Here is a 19,673-nt window from a genome sequence, read left to right as displayed (position 1 = left end):
TTTCGTGTGCGATATGCGCAGCGTAGCTTCTGTGCAGAAGGCTTCAGCGCCGTTTGTAGCATGATGAACCAGGCAGGCTCACCGCAGAAGGTGCATCTGGGTTTAGAATGTATCACCACCCGGATGACCCCTCGTTATGACAGACGCCACCCCACCTGATTTGCTACCCATGCGCGATGTGGTCAGCTTGACCGGCATCAATCCGGTGACCTTGCGTGCCTGGGAGCGTCGCCATGGGCTGATACGCCCACAGCGCACCGAGGGTGGCCATCGCCTGTACACGGCCCGGGATGTCCAGCGCATACGCGACATCTTGCGCTGGACCGCCAACGGCCTGCCCATCAGCAAGGTCGGCGATCTGCTCGCAGGCCAGCCTGAGGCGTCTGTGCAGCCGCATTCGGCCTTTGACGATTGGCGCGCCGCCGTGGGGCGCGCAGCCAAGGCATTCGACGGGCCGGCACTGGAGGGGATCCATGGTCAATTGTTCACGCTCTTGCCCAAGGCCACCGTGCTGCGTGAAGTGCTGATGCCGGTTTGGCATGAGCTGGCTTCAGCCTCCGCGCCTGGCCAGCGTAGCCAATGGTTGTTTCTCGACACGTTCTTGCGCGCCCGCTTGCTGCTGCGTTTGCAGATGAACCAGGTGGATGCGCCGCAGGTTTTGCTAGCAGGTACCGATGGGCAAGCCGAACTGAGTGTGTTGTGCGCCGGGCTGCTGTTGAGCAGCGAGCAACAGCGCATCGAAGTGCTTGGTTGCGGGCAGCCGCTGGAAGAGCTGCCTATGGTGTGCGCGGCCATGCAGCCTGCGGCACTGGTGATAAAAGTCCGGTCGCCTGTCAGCCCCGCCTTGGCCAAGCGCTTGCGAGCATTGCAGATGGACATTGTGTGCCCGCTGGCGGTGATTGGCGAGGGGCTGACCGATCCGCAGCCAGCCTTGAGCGGAATTCCGCTATGTCTTCTGGACGAGGGAGGGGCTGACGCCGCGCACAGGCTGAACGCATTGCACCGTGGTGCGCTTGACGTTTGACCCAGGGGTTTAAATCAGCCCCAGCGCTTCGATAGCCAATGGCGCGCAGCGCTCGTCATTGTCCGAGGTATCGCCGCTGAGGCCGATGGCGCCCAGCAGGTGGCCATCGGTGTTGCGCAGGAGGATACCGCCCGCTACCGGGATGACCTCGCCGTCGGTGAGGCAGTTGATGGCAGCGAAGAATGCCGGCATGGCCTGCGCACGATGCGCCAGTTCACGTGTTTGATCCTCACAGCAGGATATAGTCGCTGCATTGCCGCAGCCCGCCATGTGCGCCTTCGATCAAGTGCACATAACGCCCACCCACCAGGTCGACGGGCAGGCAGTCGTCTACCTCCACTACTGCATCGGTATGCGGTTTGAGCCAGCCTGCCTGCATGCGTTGCTTGCCCAGTTGCTTGGCCTGGGCCTTGTCCTTGGCCACTACCAGCAGGTAGCGGTGCGCCTCGCCAAACACCTGCGGCTCGTAGCCGCCCAGGTTGATGAAGAACAGCCGCGGGTCATCCGGCCCTGGCGCCATCTGGCTGAACGCGACACGGTAGTGATCGATACCGTCGACTTCCAGCCACGAGTCGATGTGCAAGCCTGCACGGCTGCCGAACCAACCCTCACGCAATTGCGGATACGCCTGCTGCAGTGAGTCTGCCTGCGCGAACAGCACGTCGTGTACCTCGATACTGGCCCGTGGATGGCGGCCACCGAGCATGACTACGTACAGCATGAGCAAATCCTTCAGGGGGGCAGAAGACGAAGTATTCTGCGGATTATGGCGCCTGTCGGCCATGAAAGCGGGCGCTGAATTTGCGCCTGGGGGCGCCTTGCCAGGGCATCTTACAGGCTGTAGGGGCCCCCAAGAACATTTGGACACTCGCCGGCCCAGCATCCTCTCGAATACGGCGTATGGATGGGGTCTGCTGCCTGTGGTTTGTGTTGGTGAGCATAGTTGCGCCAAGTCTTCCGGCAGGGTGGTGAGGTTGCGCCCGCTTCGGATATCAGCCTCCAGCAAACCAAATCCATTGAGCTGAGGGTTAAACTCGAAATTAAGCGATAAGACACTGGTTCAAGGAATCAAGTCGCTTGATGGGCAGGGCGTCAATTCTATAATTATGGGGACTAACTGGCACAGAATGGGCTTGGTACACGCTATGTTGGATTTAAGCTTCAGCAAGCCGAGCGAGGTGGGCAGTGCGCCAAGTGTCTTGTAGGGGTGCATCCAGATATCTCTTATCGATGCTTGATGGCATGATGATGCCCATCACTTCCATCGTTCATGTGTTGAATGATGATTGTCGCACTAACTGAGCAGGGAATGCCCGTTTGATGTCTTCACTTCCTCAATCCAAAGGCCTGATTTTCGATCTTGAGGTGGTGCCGCCCAAGAACAATGAACCTGCACGTATCATGATGGTAGGTGCCCTTCGGCCTGATTCGGGGGCGGAGTTGGAGCTAAAGGTTTCTGGAAACCCGTCCCTGGCCTTGCAGCAGTTGGATGCCCTGTCCGAGGGGGCGAGCTTCGTACTCGGACACAATGTTATCGACCACGATCTGCCTATCTTGCGCGAGCATATGCCTGGTATGGCTCTGCATGCTCTGCCGGTCATCGATACTCTGCGTTTGTCGCCACTGGCGTTTCCACAAAACCCGTATCACCGGCTGATCAAGGATTACAAACTTATTCGTGACAGTCTGAACTCGCCGTTGTCCGACTGCCGCTCGACGTTGGTTCTTTTTCAAGATCAACGCCAGGCCTTCACGCAGTTGAACGAGACCAACCAGATGGAGCTTCTCTGCTATCAGGCGCTGCTGACGCCGAGTATGAGGGGAGACATGGGAGACTTCTTCGCATCCTTGACCGGGCAGTCTTTGGTATCTGTATCCGAGCTCAAAATGCTGGTTCCGCAATTGCTGCAAGAGACGGATCCTTCGCAAACGCGGGATTTGAAAGTATGTCGGGCACGACTGGAGCAATTGCTCGACGACGACCTTCAAGGGGAAGAATTGCATTGGTCACTGGCCTATGTGTTGGCCTGGCTCCGGGTGTCTGGCGGCAACTCGGTGTTGGCGCCTTGGGTCCGACACCAGTTTCCAGAGGTTGGGCGGCTAATCTCCGAGCTACGTGATGTGCCGTGTGAGCGCGAGGATTGTCAGTACTGTCAGATGACTCATGACCCACGCCACGAACTGAAGCGCTACTTTGGCTTCCCTGATTTTCGCTACGAACGGCCAGGGCAGAGTCTTCAGCACGATATCGTGCTGGCCGGCATGCGTGGCCAGCACGTATTGGCCATCTTGGCGACCGGCGGAGGCAAGTCGCTATGTTATCAATTGCCGGCATTGAACCGGTTCCATCGTAACGGCAGTCTTACCGTCATCGTTTCGCCGTTGCAGTCACTGATGAAGGATCAGGTCGACGGACTACTGGAGCGCAACGTCCAGTGCGCCGCAGCCCTGAATGGCCTGCTTACTATGCCGGAGCGCGCGGAGGTACTGGAGAAGATCCAGATGGGCGACGTAGGCATTTTGCTGGCGTCGCCCGAGCAGTTCCGCAACAAGGCTTTCCGGCGAGCGATCCGTCAGCGTCAGGTTGGTGCTTGGATATTCGATGAGGCGCATTGCCTGTCGAAATGGGGCAGCGACTTTCGGCCAGATTACCTTTATGTGTCCCGCTTTATCCGGGAGTACACCGATGACCAACCGCTGGCGCAGATCGGCTGTTTTACCGCGACGGCCAAGCCCGATGTGCTTGCGGATATCCAGAGCCACTTCAGGGAAAGCCTGGGCATTGAATTCAAGGTTTTCCCTGGAGGGCACGAGCGAACCAATCTGCATTTTGACGTGCTGCCCTGCACCAAGGCAGAGAAGTGGTCGCGTACGGATGGGCTACTGCGTGAGCACCTGGATGCTCAGGAGGGCGGTGCAGTTGTCTTCGTTTCCAGCCGCAAGAGTGCTGAGGAACTGTCCGATTTCCTGATTGGCCAAGGCTGGCCTTGCAAACACTTCCATGCCGGTATCGAGCCCAACACCAAAACGGATATTCAGGACGATTTCAAGGCTGGGCAACTGAAAATCATTGTTGCTACCAACGCTTTCGGGATGGGCGTGGACAAGGCAGATATCCGTCTCGTTGTACACGCCGACATACCAGGCTCCCTGGAGAACTACCTGCAGGAGGCGGGCAGGGCTGGGCGTGATCAGGACGATGCGCGTTGTGTGCTGTTGTACGACCCACAAGACATCGAAACCCAGTTCGGCATGAGCGAGCGCTCGAAGCTCAGCATCCGTGACATCCAGCAGATCCTGCGCAAGTTGCGTAACGAGAGCAGTCGACGCAAAGGTGGCAAGCTGATCATCACGGCGGGCGAAATCCTGTTAGACGAAAACGTTGAAACCAGCTTTTCCGCGGATGAGCGTGATGCCGAAACCAAGGTCGTTACGGCGGTTGCTTGGCTGGAGCGTGGTGACTACCTCAAACGTGAGGAAAACCATACGCAGATTTTCCCAGCACGGCTGGATGTGAGCGAGGAAGAGGCCGAGAAACGTTTGTTGAAGGCCGCGTTGCCGCAACGTCGATTGGAGGAGTTCAGGGCTATTCTGCGCTTTCTCTATGGCGCCGATGCTGATGAGCGGGTAAATACCGACCAGTTGATGCAGTTGACCAGCCTGGAATCGGAGGAGGTCGCCAGCGCACTCAAGCAGTTGGAGGAGATGGGACTGCTGGTAAATGATTCGCAGATAACGCTGTATGTGCGCCATGGTGTTACGGGGGCTTCCAGCCAGCGCCTGCATAATACCCTGGCGCTGGAAAAGGCATTGCTGCGGTGCTTGCCAGAGTTGGCGCCGGACGCCGAGCAGGGCGGTTGGCAGGATCTGAATCTGCCGTCACTGACCGCTGAACTTAAGGCAACGACAGGGCTGGAGGAGCTGCTCCCGCTGCATGTGCTTCGGCTGTTGCGCAGCCTGGCCCAGGATCATGATGCGGATGATCAGCAACGCAGTAGCTTTGAGCTCAGGCAACTCAATCGTGACTACCTCAAACTCCGCATCAAGGGTGGTCATTCCTGGGCGAAGATCGTTGGCTTTGGTGACGTGCGGCGCGTATTGGCGAGCAAGTTCCTGGAACTGTTGGTCGGTAAACTACCGGCAGGATTGCGCGGCTCGGATCTGCTGGTCGAAACAAGTTTTGGCGAATTGCTCCGGGTGATCGAAAGTGACCTCGAACTGCCGCATCTGATTCCGCCTAACAGGCGTCGCAAGGTGACTGAGCATGTCCTGCTCTATTTGCATAGGCAGGACATTTTGACACTCAACCATGGCATGACGGTCATGCGCCGGGCTATGACCATCGAGGTCAAGAAGGAAGACAAGCGCAAGACCTTTCTCAAGGAGGACTACTTGCGACTCGACGAGCACTACCGCGAGAAGCGTGTTCAGGTTCATGTGATGCGTGAATATGCCGAAGTGGCGCTGAAGGAGATGGCTGAGGCGTTGCGCCTGGTGCTCGATTACTTCACCGACTCCAAACAGACGTTCATCAAGCGGCATTTTAATGGGCGAGAGGACGTGCTCAAGTTGGCGACCAGTGAGGAGTCATGGAAATCGATCATCGACTCGCTGAGCACCACTCAGAAACTGATCGTCGCCGACGATGACGATATCAATCGGCTAGTGCTGGCTGGACCGGGCTCCGGCAAGACACGAGTGATCGTGCATCGCATCGCTTACCTGCTGCGGGTGCGGCGAGTACCAGCGACCAGCATTGTGGCGTTGACGTTCAACCGCCATGCGGCAAACGAGATCCGCAAACGGCTGTTGACCCTGGTCGGGGGCGACGCCTATGGCGTGAGCGTTCTGACTTATCACAGCATGGCCATGCGCTTGACCGGAACCCGTTTTGAACGAAGCGCGACTGTCGACGAGCGAGCTCTCGAGCAGGTATTAAGCGATGCCGTCGAGTTGCTGGAGGGTAGGCGCAATCTTGAGGGCGAGGACGACCTCCGCGAGCAACTGCTGCGCGGATACCGTTACATCTTGGTTGACGAATACCAGGACATTGATGATCTGCAGTACCGTCTGGTCAGTGCTCTAGCTGGGCGACACGCCGAAGAGGATGGCCGGTTGTGCATCATGGCGGTAGGCGATGATGACCAGAACATCTATGCCTGGCGCGACACCAGCAATCGTTATATTGAACGCTTCCGCGAAGACTATGAGGCGTCGACCAGCTTCCTAGTCGATAACTACCGTTCTTCCCTGTGCATCATTGAGGCGGCTAACCAGCTCATTGGCCAGAATACGGCGCGACTGAAAGAGGCCGACCCTATCCGGATCGACAAGGCTCGGCAGGAGCTGCCTGCCGGCGGGCTATGGGAAGAGCAGGATGAGCAACGCAAAGGCCGGGTACTGAGATTGCTGATCGACTCGAGCGACCGTGAGCGCGGCAATTTGCAGGCTCAGGCGTCCATGGAGGAGTTGGAGCGGTTAGTGAAGCTTGAGCCCGGATGTTGGAACGGCTGTGCGGTTCTGGCTCGGACGCACCGCTATCTGTGGCCAATCCAGGCTTGGTGCGAGCAGCACGATATTCCTTATTTCCTGGCAGCAGACAAGGAAACGGCGTTACCCATTACTCGGCAGCGCACTTTTATCGCTGCAACTGACTATCTGCGAGAAATCCAAGGCGTTGTGTGCGCGGCTAATGCATGGCAGCGTTTGTCGGGTAGTAACCAACTGATGGAAGCCGAGTGGAAGAGCTTTTTCCATACGGCCTTTGAGCAAATGCGAGGAGAATTAGGCGACTGCCAAGTTGGCAGTGGTGCCCTGATCGACTGGCTGTACGACTACGCCCGTGAATTGCGCCAGCAGCCGAAGGAAGGCCTCTGTCTGGGCACCGTGCATTCGGCCAAAGGGCTGGAGTTCCGCCATGTCGTTTTGCTGGATGGCGGTTGGAGCGCTCAGGTCAATACCCTGGCCGATGAGCGACGTTTGTATTACGTGGGGATGACGCGAGCTGAACAGACCCTGACGTTGTGTGAGTTCGCTGATGGTAATCCATTCAGTCGCAGCCTGACGAATATTCAGCAGCATGGTTTTCAGGGGCAACCTCTTCCTGAGTTGGACGTGCGCTTTCAGCAACTCACGCTGAAGGAAATCGATATTGGTTTTACCGGTCGTCAGTCACTGCATGCCCGGATACATAAGGCGGTTGAGGCGCTTCGCGAGGGGGATCCACTGACGCTGAAGGAAGAGGCTGGCCGCTATCGACTCCTCGACAGGCAAGGCAACGTGGTAGGGCGAACCGCCAAGTCATTCCAACCACCGATCGGCTTCGATCAATGCGAAGTCGCTGCCGTCATGGTGCGGTTTGCAGAGGATGGTGAGGAGCAATTCAGGAATTTGAATAAGTGTGATCGCTGGGAAGTGGTTGTGCCGAGAGGGAGATGGTAGGTGTTTTTTTGAAAACGGGTGGGCCTGCCCCGTGACAACGGACGCCAGGAAGCGATACTTACATCGCTATCTTGGAGGTTGTCACGGGGCAGGCCCAGGGCATCTTTTTCGAACCATCCAAAGCATGCCCTCATATATGCCCAAAATGTAGCAATTTGCTGGAGGTAAATGGTTGTTCGAGGCTAGGAAAAGGCAGAAATGACCAGCTAACAAGCATGCGCGAAGCGCCTAAAGACTCTCAGGGTCCCCGAAGAACATCTGTATCCGCGACCGCAACCACCGCTCCGCCGGGTCGTTGTCCTGCGCCCCGCGCCAGGCCATATGCAGTTCGAAACTGCGCACAGGTATCGGCAGGTCCTCGGCCCGCAAGCCGCCCGCCGCAGTCAGCACATCGGCCGTATAGTCCGGCACGGTAGCCACAATGTCTGTCCCGGCCAGCAAGCTCCCCAGCCCGTTGAACTGCGGCACCGCCAGCACCACGTGGCGCTTGCGGCCAATCTCTTCCAGGGCTTCGTCGATGAACCCGGACAGGTCACCGGCAAACGACACCAGCGCATGCGGCCGTGCGCAGAAGTCGTCCAGGGTGATGCCGCCAGGCACGCTGTCGGCACGCAGTAGCTTCGGCATGCTGCGGCGCAGCACCTTGCGCTTGGCGTTGGCTGGCAGTTCGCTGGTGTAGCTGACCCCCACCGAAATCTCACCCGAGGCCAGCAACGTCGGCATCAGCAGGTAATTGACCCGGCGCACCACCAGCACGATGCCCGGCGCTTCGGCGCGGATGCGCTTGAGCAGCTGTGGCAACAGGGCAAACTCGGCATCGTCCGACAGCCCGATGCGAAACACCGCGTTGCTGGTGGCGGGGTCGAACTCGGCAGCGCGGCTGACCGCCGTGGAAATCGAATCCAGCGCCGGGGACAGCAGGGCGAAGATCTCGTGGGCCCGTGCGGACGGCTCCATGCTGCGGCCGGTGCGTACGAACAGCGGGTCGTCGAACAGGTTGCGCAGGCGCGACAGGGCCGCGCTGATGGCCGGCTGGCCGAGGAACAGTTTTTCCGCGGCGCGGGTCACACTGCGCTCATGCATCAGCGTTTCAAACACGATCAGCAGGTTGAGGTCTACACGACGCAGGTCGTTTCGATTCATCGGTGCGCTTCGCCTAAAGTGGGGCAGGGGTGAATCTTACGGCCAAAGGCTGTTACCCTGCACGGGTTTAGGGGGACCAATTGCAGGGAAAGTCAGGTGCCCAATCGATGACAAGCATGTCGACTATTAATGACCACTGATGGTCTAACCGCCAAAGCCCGGATAAAGTCAGTGGTAATTAGAGGTTCACAAAGGCGAGGTATGCGATGTCCCGCATGATCCGTTTCCACAAGTTCGGCGCTGCCGATGTGCTCCGTTGCGAGGAGCAGGCCGAACCGTCACCCGCTGCCGACGAGGTACAGATCCGCGTCCAGGCGGTTGGCGTCAGCTGGTATGACGTGCTCTGGCGCCAGAACCTGGCGCCGTCCCAGGCACGCCTGCCAGCAGGCATCGGCCACGAAATGGCCGGCGTGGTGACGGCGGTCGGTGAAGGGGTCGACGACATTGCGGTAGGCGACCGGGTTGCCAGCTTCCCGGCTACCAGTGCCAACGACCACCCGGTGTATGGCGATGTCATCGTGTTGCCGCGTACGGCCATTACCCGCTACCCGGATGTACTTACCCCGATCGAGGCGAGCGTGCACTACACGCCATTGCTGATCGCCTATTTTGCCTACGTTGACCTGGCCCGGGCCAAGGCCGGGCAGACCGCGCTGGTGACCGATGCCAGCCATTGTGCCGGCCCCGCCTTCGTGCAGTTGGGCAAGGCCCTGGGGCTGAAGGTGTTTGCTGCTACCAAAGAGCCGGAGCAGCGTGATTACCTGCTGGGCCTGGGGGCCGACAAGGTGATTGTCACCGAAGAACAGGACCTGCTGCTGCAGGTTGGCAAGTACACCGATGGCCGCGGCGTGGACATGGTCCTGGATGGTATGGGCGGCCCGCAGATGTCGCTGCTGGGCGATGTGCTGGCGCCGCGAGGCAGCCTGGTGCTGTATGGCCTGCAAGGTGGTAACCAGACGCCGTTCCCGGCCTGTGCAGCCTTTCAGAAGAACATCCAGTTCTACGTGCATTGCATTGGTAACTTCACCGGCAAGCCGGAACTTGGCATCAGCCAGGACCAGGTGGCGCTGCAACGTGCCTTGCGCGATATCAACCAGTTCACCGCTGACCAGCTGCTGACGCCGCAGATCATCAAGGTGTATCCGTTCGAGCAGGTGGTGGAAGCTCACCGTTACATGGACCAATGCCCTTGCGGTGGACGAGTGGTGCTGGACATGGCGCAACACTGACGGCTGTTTGCAATGCCGATGAACCCGGGCGAAGTCCCGGGTTTTTTGTGGCTGGTGCAGACTGTTTTAGATTCAAACTATAAGAACATTCCTACATTAAAGTCGGTCGTGGACTACATATAAGGCGATTGCCTGTCGATGTGTGGAAATATTCCGCCAACTATTCAGCCTTGAACGATGTCGACCAGGCGTCCACTGTGGCCATGCAGTCTTGCTGAATGGTTTTTTTAGCCCGATCTGTATCTTCTATTCGCTCTGCATCCCCCGATAATGGCGCCATGATAGTTTGCGCAAGGAGCGTGGAATGAGCATGGCTATGCCTGAGATTGAGCTGTGTGTAATAGCGACGGGCCGTCGCGGTGGCAATTTCTTTTCGATGGCCTGGCGACAGTGATGCGTTACGTCATTACTTCAATTGAATTGTAGGAAATTTTTCCGGGTAAGCACAGGGTGTGTTGAGTCTTGGATACAGGACTCAGCAGGCGTTGGCTGCATGAAGTTGATGAGGTGATTTCGTGACGGCTATTCACGATCAGGCGATGCACTATATCTACCAGCAAGTGCTCGAGCGCTTGTTGAGCCAGATGTCACAGGGGCAGCGAGCGTCCTTACAATTGCTGATACAACGGTTGCTGGTGGCTGCTGGTGGGCCCGAGTACATCGGTACGTTTCGCGTGCTGGTGCTGCAAGGCGGCGATGGCCGCAGTGCCCGGCTGCTGGCCATGCTGCGTGCGGCACAACTGAGCATCGCCCTGCGAGCGCCGGTAACTTTCCAGTTGCGGGTACTCGTAATCAGCCTGCCCGTGGCCGCCAGCGACACGCTGGAGGGCCACGAGCGCAGTTTCAGTGCCCTGTTCATGCAGGATGACCCGCGGGTCCAGTTGCAGATGATCGAAGGGCGCGAAGTGGTGCCCTTCAGCCGTCGGGCGTCGGCAGCGCCTGAACGCTGGCTACCGGCAAGGAACGCCATGCTAATGTTCGGGCACATGGTCGATGCCAGGCCCGAAGCTTTGCTGGGTAGCCGCCTGCACCTGGAACTGGCGGATGCCGTGGGCTCTGCGCTGCAGGCTTCGACTACGGCCGACGTCTTGATCACGGCCATTCCCGTGTGCCAGCGGCGCCGCTACCTGGCTTGGGCCAGGCGTAGTCTGCGCCTGGCCGGGGAGCGCGGCCCGCATGTGCTGCATCAGTGCCTGGCGGCGCTGGCCCAGGGGCTGAGCCGATTGCACGGCGCTGTCGAAGTTTTGCCGGGCTGCCTGCCAAAGCCCGCGCCGGAAGCCGTCACGGAAGATGCGCCGTTGCGGGCGATTATCATCGATGACCTGCTGCCGCAACTGCTTGAAGGGCAGCAACATGACGCCATGCTGGGTGGAGGACGCGAAACGGCCGGAGATGCCTGGCCATTGGCGGCGTTCGTCGACCCGCACGCCCCTGCGCAATTGCACGAACTGCGTGCACGCAGCGTTGAGCAGCAGGCCGCTCGCCCGGCGCTTCGGCTGGCAGACCATTTCGACGACAGCAAGCCTTGCGATGTGCACACGCTGGCGCTCGGTAAAGCCTACGGTATCAACCAGACTCAACTGCTGTGCCTGCTGTTCAGCCCGTTTGCCAGGCAGGGGAAGAAGCTCGAGCGTTTTTTGCAGTGCCGGCATGCAGACATGCTTGTAGCGCTGCCGTACCTGCACCGGGCCTTGCAGGGAAAACCCTGCCCCGATGCGGTACGGGACTGGCTGGTGAATACCAGTGGTCTGCCGCTGGTGCAACTGCGGGCGATCTATGAAGGGCGCATGCCGCTGGCTGCCTGGCGCTTACAGAGCAACCTGGCCCGCCGCGACGTGCTCCTCAGGTTGCTGCCACGGCCATCATCGGGGCGCCGCCGTGGCCCAGCGGCGTTGCCTTGATGGGGCAAGCGGTTCCCGGCGAGTTCGCCTATCGCAAGGTGTACCGTTACCTGGAAGCATTGATCGAGCAGGCTTCAGCCGGTGGCCCATGCAAGTTGCCGTCGTTGCGTACATTGTCCCGACGGCTGCGGGTGTCATTGGCGACTGTGCAGAGTGCCTACAACCTGCTGGAGGAAGAAGGCCGCGTCCAGTGTCTGCCAAGGTCCGGCTACTTCGCTCAGGTCGCTGCAAAGGCAGGGGCAGCGAGCATGTGCCCGCAGTCACCCTTGCCGGTCCAGTCATTGCTGGAGCATGCGCTGCTAGGCCACGAGCGGCGCTTGGCCCGTCAGCGTGCCAGCAGCGTTGCAGCCTTGGAAACGCTGGGCGACACCCGTCTGCGCAACGCCCTGGCTGAGCGTTATACCCGTTCCTCCAGCCAGTACTGGCGGGCGGAGGACGTTCAACTGGCCCCTGACGTGCAGGCGTTGCTGGAGACGGCGCTCGCGGGGCTTGCCTTGCAGGGCGGGACGGTGCTGGTGCAGTCGCCCTGTTGCTGGCAGGTGTTGCGCGCGTTGGCGCGTGCGGGCATGCGGGTGCTGGAAGTGCCTGCGGATAGCCGCGGCAACCCTAACCTGCGTGCCTTGGCCCGGTTGCTGGGCGGCGAGCCGGTTTGCATGCTGGTCATGCCGTCTTGCCTGGGTATGCCGCAAGGGCGGCTGCTGTCGCCGCGCTACCAGCAGCAGCTTGGGCAGCTACTTGGTCAGCATGCTGTATGGTTGCTGGAAAACGACCTGGACAGTGAACACTGTTACACCGGGCCGCCTCACACGCGGCTGCGTGACTGGGTCGACCCCCGCTCGCTCTTGGTGCTGGGAGCATTCGAAGCCGCAGTGGGTGCCGAGGCACCCTACGCCTATGTGCTGTGCCATGACGCCGCACTGGCCAAGGCGTTTGCCGAACGGGCATTTCGGCTTGCGCCGCTGCGCCTGCAAGCGCTTGCCCTGATGTTGGGCAAAAGGCAGATCGAGAAGCAGCTTGTACAGCTGCGTACCGACCTGCAAAGGCGCACACAACACTTGGCGCGCGCGCTGGAGTTGCAGTTCGGTCAGCGGGTGGCGTTGCAGGTGCCCCAGGGCGGGCGTGTGCTTTGGGTGCGTTTTCGCCAACCGCTGCAATGGGATTGCATCGTTGCCGCGTTGGCAGGTTCCGCCTTGCATGCACTGCCGGGCGGGCAGTTCAGCTTGCAGGGGCGGTACCAGCGGTACTTGGCACTGGTGTGGCTGGGTGACCAGCCGGGTGACCTGCAGCAGGCGGTGCAGCGCCTGGCGCAGGCGCTGGAGCCGCGCTGTGGGCGACTTGCCGGCGTTTCACGCTGAGTGGGTCTGCTCTTGCCCCTGGCGCAAACGGGTACTGAGCAACGCAGCCAGCACCAGCAGCGCGGCGATAATCCACAAACCGTTGCGGGTGCTGCCAGTGGCCTGCTCGATCAGGCCCATCACCGACGGCCCGACGAAACCACCAAACAGGCCGCAGGTGGTGACGAACGCCAGGCCCGCCGCGAGGGCGCTGCCACTCAGCCGGCTGGACGGGAAGACAAACAGGATCGACTGCACCACGAACAACATCAGCGCGGTCAGTGAAAACCCGATCAGGCCGATGAATGAGTTTGCCAGTGACGCCAGCAGCAACCCTGTCGCCATGGTCAGCAGGCCACAGAACAACAGGGTGCGGCAACGGCGTGGCGAGGTGGCCAAACGTGGGAAGGTGGCAGCACCGATGGCAGCGGCAACCCATGGCACTGCAGTCACCAAGCCTATCTGGAAGGGTGATAGCGCAGCGTAGCTGCCGATGATGCCCGGCAAGAAGAAAATCACGGTGTAGATGGTGATCTGGTGCACGAAGTACACCGCGATCGCCAGCCAGATCTGCCGGTCGCGGAACATCTGTCCCAGCTTGCTCTGCTGGGGCGCGGCCGCCCGTTCGGCAGCCAGGCGGCGTTCGATGTCCTGGGCGTCGGCGGCCGATAGCCAGGGCGCCGAGGCTGGGCCATCGGGCAATTTTTTCCACACCACAAAGGCCAGGGCCACGGCGGGCAAGCCTTCGAGCACGAACAACCACTGCCAGCCATGCCAGCCCAGTACGCCGTCCATTTCCAGCAGGGCACCGCCCAGCGGGCCGCTGAGGATGTTGGCCATGCACACGCCCAGCAGGAAGTAACCTGTGGCGCGGGCGCGCTGTTCACGGTCGAACCAGTAGGTCAGGTACAGCATCACCCCGGGGAACAGGCCCGCTTCGGCCACCCCCAGCAGCAGGCGCATGATGTAGAACGACGTTTCTCCCTGGACGAAGGCCATGCCCGCCGAGAGTAGGCCCCAGGTGATCATGATGCGGGTAATCCAGAAGCGCGCGCCCACCCGGTGCATGATCAGGTTGCTGGGTACTTCGGCCAGCGCATAGGTCAGGAAGAACAGGCCGGCACCCAGGCCATAGGCCGCTGCCGACAGGCCCAGGTCGATGCCCATGCTGGCTTTCGCCAAGGCGATGTTGGTGCGGTCAAGAAAGCTCATCACGTAGACGACGATGAGCAGTGGCATCAATTTGCGCAGCAGCAGGCCGTTCAGGCGCTGCTCTGCAGTGGCGGCAGGGGCCGAAGCCGCTGCGCTGGAGAGGGTTGTCATTGTTTTTTTCCCCGTGAAAAGTGCTGGTGGCGTGCCCCCTGTGGGGGCACACCCAGGCCTGGTGTTCAGGAACGGTTGATATCGAGCCACACCGCGCCGTTGGGGTACTGGTAGCGTTCCAGGGTCTCGGCATGCATTTCGATGCTGTAGCCCGGGCGTTGCGGCGGCATGTAACGCCCACGGCGGATCACCACCGGGTCGATGAAATGCTCATGCAGGTGGTCGACGTACTCCAGTACGCGGTTGTGCAGCGAGGCAGACACGGCGATGTAGTCGAACAGGGCGATGTTCTGCACATATTCGCACAGCCCGACGCCGCCGCCGTGCGGGCACACCGGCACGTCATACTTGGCCGCCATCAGCAGCACGATCAGCACCTCGTTAAGGCCACCCAGGCGGGCGGCATCCAGCTGGCAGAAATCCAGCGCACCGGCCTGGAACATCTGCTTGAACATGACCCGGTTGTGGCAATGTTCACCGGTGGCGACGCCGATCGGCGCAATGCGCTGGCGAATGGTGGCGTGGCCGAGAATGTCGTCCGGGCTGGTCGGCTCTTCGATCCACAGCGGTTCGAAGGCGGCCAGGCGGCGCATGTTGGCGACCGACTCCTCCACGCCCCACACCTGGTTGGCATCCATCATCAGGGTGCGTTCCCAGCCGATTTCGTCGCGCAGGATGCTGGCGCGGCGGATGTCTTCTTCCAGGTCGGCACCGATCTTCTGCTTGATGTGGGTCCAGCCATCTTCCACGGCCTCGCGGGCCAGTTTGCGCATCTTCTCTTCGCTGTAACCCAACCAGCCTGGCGCGGTGGTGTAGCCGGGGTAGCCTTCGCGCAGCATCTGCGCCTCACGCAGGGCCTTGCCTGGGGCCTGGCGGCGGAGCAGGGCAATGGCTTCCTCGGGGGTGAGCACGTCAGTGACGTAGCTGAAGTCCAGGCAGTGCACCAGTTGCTCGGGCGTCATGTCGGCCAGCAGTTTCCACACCGGCTTGCCTTCGCGCTTGGCCCATAGGTCCCACACCGCGTTGATGATGGCCGCAGTGGCCAGGTGGATCACGCCTTTCTCCGGGCCCAGCCAGCGCAGTTGGCTGTCGCTGACGGTAAAGCGGTGCCAGAAACCGCCCATGTCGGCGGTAATCTCTTCGAGGCTGAGGCCGACGATCAGGGGGGCCAGTGACTGCACCGCTGCCGCGCAGATCTCGTTGCCGCGGCCAATGGTGAACGTCAGGCCGTGGCCTTCAAGGGCCTCGGCGTCGGTGTGCAGTACCACGTAGGCTGCCGAATAGTCGGGGGCGCTGTTCATGGCGTCGGAGCCATCCAGCGACAGCGAAGTAGGAAAACGAATGTCGCGAACGCTCAGGTGGGTAATACGTATGCTCATAATCGACTCTTGTTCTGCTCAAGCGCTGGGAGACATGACTGTAGGTTGTCGAGCGATACAGGCATAATCGCCAATTCTTAATCAGCGATACCGGATCCGATATGTCTCGCTTGCCACTCGACCCAACCCAGGCGCCTGCCAGCCTGGGTGCATTGAAAATCTCCAGCCGGCAGATCACGCTGCTCAATGCGCTGGGCGAGTTCGGCAACCTGCGCCGCGCCGCTGCGGCGATGCACACCACGCAACCGGCGGCCAGCCTGTTGCTGCAGCAGCTTGAGGAACGCCTTGGCGTGCGTTTGTTCGAGCGCTTGCCGCGCGGCATGCAAGCAACGCTCTACGGTGAGGTGATGATCCGCTATGCACAAAGCGCGCTGCATGAGTTCGAGCATGCCCAGGCGCAAATCGCCGAACTGGCGCGCGGGGCCTTGGGCCTGGTGCGGGTGGGCAGCGTCATGGGCCCGGTGCCGGGCGTGCTGACCAAGGCGGTACTGGCCTACAAGCGTGACCACCCCAAGGTGCGTATCTCGCTGGAAGTGGGTACCAGCGATACCTTGCTGCCCGCGTTGCTGCGCGGCGATTTCGACATGGTCGTGGGCCGCCTGCCAGACCAGAGCGACAGCCAGGACCTGAACATCGAGCTGTTTGAAGGCGGTGAGCAGATGCGCGTGATTGCCCGCGCCGGGCACCCTCTGGCGGCGGCTGTCGGGTTGCAATTGAGTGACCTGGTGGCCCTGACCTGGATCCTGCACCCCATCGGCAGCCCGATGCGCCGCCGCGTCGAAAGTGCGCTGCAGGCCGGGGGCATGGTGCAGTCACTGGACATCGTTGAAACCGCCTCGATCCTGGCCACCACCGCCATGCTCGAAGCCTCCGAAATGATCGCGGTGGTACCCAATGACGTGGCCGAGCATTATGCCCGCTATGGCATGGTTGCCATCCTGCCGGTAGAGCTGCCGCTGACCATGGCCAACCTGGGCGTGCTGACCCTGCGCTCGCGGCCTAACTCGGTTGCCCTGGATACCTTGCTGCGCTACCTGCGGGCGCAATAACCCTGCCTTTTCACCTGCCTGAGGCCTGCTGCCGATGTCGCCGGACCTGACCCATTCCAGCTTTTGCAACTGGATCCGCTACAAGCACCTGGTGCTGATCGACACCCTGGCGCGCACCCGCAACATGCACGCAACCGCCACGCGCATGAACCTCAGCCAGCCGGCCTTGAGCAAGATGCTGCGCGATCTCGAAGAGCAGTTCGGCTTTGCCCTGTTCGAGCGCCTGCCACGCAGCATGCCGCCCACCGAGCTGGGTGAATACGTGGTGCGTTATGCCCAGAGTGCGTTGGCCGAATCGCAACAATTCGTCGACCAGGTCAACCGCCTGCGCAACGGCGGGCACGGTTTTATCCGTGTCGGTGGCATCTTTGCCGCCACTGCGCTGGTACTGCCGCAGGCCATTGCCGCGATCAAGGCCCGCAGCCCGCTGTTGTCGATCGAAGTGGTGGAGCATTCCAGTGATCACCTGCTGACCATGCTGGAGCAGAACAAGCTCGACATCATGATTGGCCGTTTCACCGAAGAGCGCTTCAGCCAGCTGTTCGACTTCCAGCCCCTCGAACCCGAACCGTTCAGCCTGGTGGTCAACAGCGAGCACCCGCTCAACCAGCTGGAAAGCCCGCCACTGTCGGCGTTGGGCGACTGGCCGTGGGTGCTGTACCCGGTGGGCACGCCGATTCGCAACCGCCTGGAACAGGCCTTCCGGGTGGCAGGTATTGCCACGCCCGTCGACAGCGTCGAGACGATCTCCATGCCGATGTTCCTGCAGCTGCTGCAATCCGCGCCGATGATTGCCATGTTGCCGCGTTCGATGGTTGCCGCGCAGCTGGCCAGCGGGCAGTTCAAGGAGCTGCGCAGCCCGTTGCATGTACCCGCGCTGGAGTATGGCGTTGTCACCCGCAAGGATGAACCGCTGAGCGCCTCGGCCCGGGCGTTTGTCGAGATTTTGCTGGAAGGCGCCAAACAGCGACAGCAGGAAGGTACGGCTGCCACTGCCTTGGACAAGACCTGATGGTTCACGCGATCCCCGTGGGAGCGGGTTTACCCGCGAAGCAGTTGACGCGGTGCATGGCACCGGCTGCGCCGGTGTTCGCGGGTGAACCCGCTCCCATAGGATATGTGCAGGCTTGAGCACTTGGGCAGTCTATTAGACGATCAAGGATCACCGCCCGATCACGACTTCCGATAACCATTGGTTATCAATTGATCGGATCATCTCATTGGGAATGCTGCGCAAGGCTTCTTACAGTGGCAACAGCCATAAAAAGAAGCCCGCCGCACCGCCCTGAGAGGTCCCATGCAACTGATTGCCAAGTCCGGTGACCTTGCCGTCATCCGCCTCAACCCGCTGGACAACGTGCTTATCGCCCGCCAGGCCTTGCCGCAAGGCCTGCATTTGGATGCCGAGGCGATTACCGTGCGTCAGCCGATTCCTTCCGGCCACAAAATCGCGACCGAACGCGTGGAGCAGGGCCAGCCGTTGCGCCGTTACGGCCAAATCATCGGTTTTGCTTCGCAGGCCATTGATGCCGGCGACCACGTGCATGTGCACAACGTGCAGATGGGGGATTTCGCCCGCGACTATGCCTTTGGTGTCGACACGCGCAGCCAGCCTGGCAGCGAAGCGCAGTTCCAGGGCATCGTGCGCGCCGATGGGCGGGTTGCCACCCGTAATTACATCGGCATTCTCACCTCGGTGAACTGCTCGGCGACCGTGGCCCGGGCTGTGGCCGACCATTTCCGCCGTGACATCCACCCCGAGGCACTGGCCGACTACCCGAATATCGACGGCGTGGTCGCCCTGACCCACGGTGCCGGCTGCGCAGTAGACCCCAGCGGCGAAGCCCTTGGCTTGCTGCGCCGCACCCTGGCCGGGTACGCCGTGCACCCCAACTTTGCTGCCGTACTCATCATTGGCCTGGGCTGCGAAACCAACCAGATCGAAAGCCTGCTGGAAACCCAGGGGTTGCAAGCCAGTGCGCAGCTGCGGGCCTTCACCATCCAGGGCATCGGCGGTACGTCGAAAACCATTGCTGCCGGCATCGAGCAGGTCAAAAGCCTGCTGGCCGAGGCCAACCACGTCCAGCGCCAACCGGTCAGCGCACGGCATCTGGTGGTCGGCCTGCAATGTGGCGGCTCCGATGGCTACTCCGGCATCACCGCCAACCCGGCACTGGGCAACGCTGTGGACCGCCTGGTGGCGGCCGGTGGTACCGCCATCCTGTCCGAAACCCCGGAAATCTACGGCGCCGAGCACTTGCTGACACGCCGTGCGGTCAGCCGTGAGGTGGGCGAAAAGCTGGTGGCGCGCATCCGCTGGTGGGAAGACTACTGCCAGCGCATGAACGCCGAGCTGAACAACAACCCGTCGGCCGGCAACAAGGCCGGGGGCCTGACCACCATCCTCGAGAAGTCCCTGGGCGCTGTGGCCAAGGCAGGGTCTAGCAATCTGGTCGACGTGTACCAGTACGCCGAAACCGTGCGTGCCCAGGGCCTGGTGTTCATGGACACCCCTGGTTACGACCCGGTCTCGGCCACTGGCCAGGTGGCTGGCGGGGCCAACCTGATCGCCTTCACCACCGGGCGTGGTTCGGCTTACGGCTGTGCCCCGGCACCGTCGATCAAGCTGGCGACCAACAACCGGGTGTTCGAACACCAGGAAGAGGACATGGACGTCAATTGCGGCGGTATTGCCGACGGCTCCACCAGCATCGAGGAGCGTGGCGCGTACATCTTCGAGCAGATGCTGCGCATTGCTTCCGGGGAACGCAGCAAAAGCGAACAGCACGGATACGGGCAGAACGAGTTCGTGCCCTGGCAGATCGGCGCAGTGACCTGATTGACCGCTCC

12 protein-coding genes and 2 pseudogenes are annotated in these 19,673 nt (G+C 61.0%); 8 read left to right on the top strand and 6 right to left on the bottom strand.

The window, feature by feature from the left end; translation table 11 throughout:
• Positions 1-136 precede the first annotated feature (136 nt).
• Positions 137-1,024 carry a MerR family transcriptional regulator gene (locus ABI582_RS00315; protein WP_442118025.1) on the top strand — a complete coding sequence of 296 codons (888 nt, stop codon included), beginning with the start codon at positions 137-139 and terminating at the stop codon, positions 1,022-1,024.
• Between the two features lie 9 nt (positions 1,025-1,033).
• On the opposite strand, the pseudogene ABI582_RS00310 reads toward ABI582_RS00315, so the two are convergent.
• The 3 genes and pseudogenes from ABI582_RS00310 to ABI582_RS00300 form a co-directional block, all read right to left on the bottom strand.
• A pseudogene (locus tag ABI582_RS00310) lies at positions 1,034-1,243 on the bottom strand (heme-binding protein); the annotation flags it as partial.
• Positions 1,244-1,253: 10 nt separating this feature from the next.
• Positions 1,254-1,745, bottom strand: coding sequence for a DUF1543 domain-containing protein (locus tag ABI582_RS00305; protein WP_338747187.1), 492 nt, complete (start codon positions 1,743-1,745; stop codon positions 1,254-1,256).
• Positions 1,746-1,967: 222 nt separating this feature from the next.
• Positions 1,968-2,036 (bottom strand): annotated as a pseudogene (locus ABI582_RS00300) (type II toxin-antitoxin system PrlF family antitoxin); the annotation flags it as partial.
• Positions 2,037-2,344: 308 nt separating this feature from the next.
• Here ABI582_RS00300 and ABI582_RS00295 point away from each other — a divergent pair.
• A complete protein-coding gene (locus tag ABI582_RS00295; protein ID WP_442118024.1) occupies positions 2,345-7,465 on the top strand; it encodes a RecQ family ATP-dependent DNA helicase in 5,121 nt (1,706 codons plus the stop codon).
• Positions 7,466-7,693: 228 nt separating this feature from the next.
• On the opposite strand, the gene ABI582_RS00290 is transcribed toward ABI582_RS00295, so the two are convergent.
• On the bottom strand, positions 7,694-8,608 hold the full coding sequence (locus ABI582_RS00290; RefSeq protein ID WP_442118023.1) for a LysR family transcriptional regulator: 915 nt from the start codon (positions 8,606-8,608) through the stop codon (positions 7,694-7,696).
• A gap of 206 nt (positions 8,609-8,814) precedes the next feature.
• Between ABI582_RS00290 and ABI582_RS00285 the strand changes: the two genes are divergently transcribed.
• From ABI582_RS00285 to ABI582_RS00275, 3 genes are all read left to right on the top strand, one after another.
• Positions 8,815-9,837, top strand: coding sequence for a zinc-dependent alcohol dehydrogenase family protein (locus ABI582_RS00285; protein WP_338747195.1), 1,023 nt, complete (start codon positions 8,815-8,817; stop codon positions 9,835-9,837).
• Positions 9,838-10,352: 515 nt separating this feature from the next.
• Positions 10,353-11,738, top strand: a complete 1,386-nt coding sequence (locus ABI582_RS00280) for a hypothetical protein (RefSeq protein WP_442118022.1) — start codon at positions 10,353-10,355, stop codon at positions 11,736-11,738.
• Positions 11,738-13,093: an aminotransferase class I/II-fold pyridoxal phosphate-dependent enzyme gene (locus ABI582_RS00275; protein WP_442118021.1), complete on the top strand. Its 1,356-nt coding sequence runs from the start codon at positions 11,738-11,740 to the stop codon at positions 13,091-13,093. The genes ABI582_RS00280 and ABI582_RS00275 overlap by 1 nt, the downstream gene beginning before the upstream one ends.
• On the opposite strand, the gene ABI582_RS00270 is transcribed toward ABI582_RS00275, so the two are convergent.
• Together ABI582_RS00270 and ABI582_RS00265 are read right to left on the bottom strand one after the other, a co-directional pair.
• On the bottom strand, positions 13,085-14,395 hold the full coding sequence (locus tag ABI582_RS00270) for an MFS transporter (protein ID WP_442118020.1): 1,311 nt from the start codon (positions 14,393-14,395) through the stop codon (positions 13,085-13,087). The genes ABI582_RS00275 and ABI582_RS00270 overlap by 9 nt on opposite strands.
• Positions 14,396-14,460: 65 nt before the next feature.
• Positions 14,461-15,774, bottom strand: a complete 1,314-nt coding sequence (locus ABI582_RS00265; protein WP_442118019.1) for an L-fuconate dehydratase — start codon at positions 15,772-15,774, stop codon at positions 14,461-14,463.
• Positions 15,775-15,875: 101 nt separating this feature from the next.
• Between ABI582_RS00265 and ABI582_RS00260 the strand changes: the two genes are divergently transcribed.
• The 3 genes from ABI582_RS00260 (at position 15,876) to ABI582_RS00250 (ending at position 19,662) form a co-directional block, all read left to right on the top strand.
• Entirely contained in the window at positions 15,876-16,823 is a 948-nt protein-coding gene (locus ABI582_RS00260) for a LysR family transcriptional regulator (RefSeq protein ID WP_426807902.1), read from the top strand.
• A gap of 34 nt (positions 16,824-16,857) precedes the next feature.
• Positions 16,858-17,835 (top strand): LysR family transcriptional regulator, encoded by a 978-nt coding sequence (locus ABI582_RS00255; RefSeq protein ID WP_338747201.1) that lies wholly within the window; start codon positions 16,858-16,860, stop codon positions 17,833-17,835.
• A gap of 285 nt (positions 17,836-18,120) precedes the next feature.
• The gene (locus ABI582_RS00250) at positions 18,121-19,662 is read left to right on the top strand and encodes a UxaA family hydrolase (protein WP_442118018.1); all 1,542 of its coding nucleotides are present in this window, start codon (positions 18,121-18,123) and stop codon (positions 19,660-19,662) included.
• The last annotated feature ends 11 nt before the right edge of the window (positions 19,663-19,673 follow it).

Source organism: Pseudomonas sp. SAS7 (assembly GCF_052112345.1).
In the GTDB taxonomy this organism is placed as follows: Bacteria; Pseudomonadota; Gammaproteobacteria; order Pseudomonadales; family Pseudomonadaceae; genus Aquipseudomonas; species Aquipseudomonas putida_Q.
Note: the sequence above shows the minus strand (reverse complement) of the source record. Positions and strands in the feature narration are given on the sequence as shown.

What these genes read in the sequence shown, in the direction of transcription:
- ABI582_RS00315 (WP_442118025.1), top strand. Translation starts at nt 137, where the DNA reads ATGACAGACGCCACCCCACCTGATTTGCTACCCATGCGCGATGTGGTC.
- ABI582_RS00305 (WP_338747187.1), bottom strand. Translation starts at nt 1,745, where the DNA reads ATGCTGTACGTAGTCATGCTCGGTGGCCGCCATCCACGGGCCAGTATC.
- ABI582_RS00295 (WP_442118024.1), top strand. Translation starts at nt 2,345, where the DNA reads ATGTCTTCACTTCCTCAATCCAAAGGCCTGATTTTCGATCTTGAGGTG.
- ABI582_RS00290 (WP_442118023.1), bottom strand. Translation starts at nt 8,608, where the DNA reads ATGAATCGAAACGACCTGCGTCGTGTAGACCTCAACCTGCTGATCGTG.
- ABI582_RS00285 (WP_338747195.1), top strand. Translation starts at nt 8,815, where the DNA reads ATGTCCCGCATGATCCGTTTCCACAAGTTCGGCGCTGCCGATGTGCTC.
- ABI582_RS00275 (WP_442118021.1), top strand. Translation starts at nt 11,738, where the DNA reads ATGGGGCAAGCGGTTCCCGGCGAGTTCGCCTATCGCAAGGTGTACCGT.
- ABI582_RS00270 (WP_442118020.1), bottom strand. Translation starts at nt 14,395, where the DNA reads ATGACAACCCTCTCCAGCGCAGCGGCTTCGGCCCCTGCCGCCACTGCA.
- ABI582_RS00265 (WP_442118019.1), bottom strand. Translation starts at nt 15,774, where the DNA reads ATGAGCATACGTATTACCCACCTGAGCGTTCGCGACATTCGTTTTCCT.
- ABI582_RS00260 (WP_426807902.1), top strand. Translation starts at nt 15,876, where the DNA reads ATGTCTCGCTTGCCACTCGACCCAACCCAGGCGCCTGCCAGCCTGGGT.
- ABI582_RS00255 (WP_338747201.1), top strand. Translation starts at nt 16,858, where the DNA reads ATGTCGCCGGACCTGACCCATTCCAGCTTTTGCAACTGGATCCGCTAC.
- ABI582_RS00250 (WP_442118018.1), top strand. Translation starts at nt 18,121, where the DNA reads ATGCAACTGATTGCCAAGTCCGGTGACCTTGCCGTCATCCGCCTCAAC.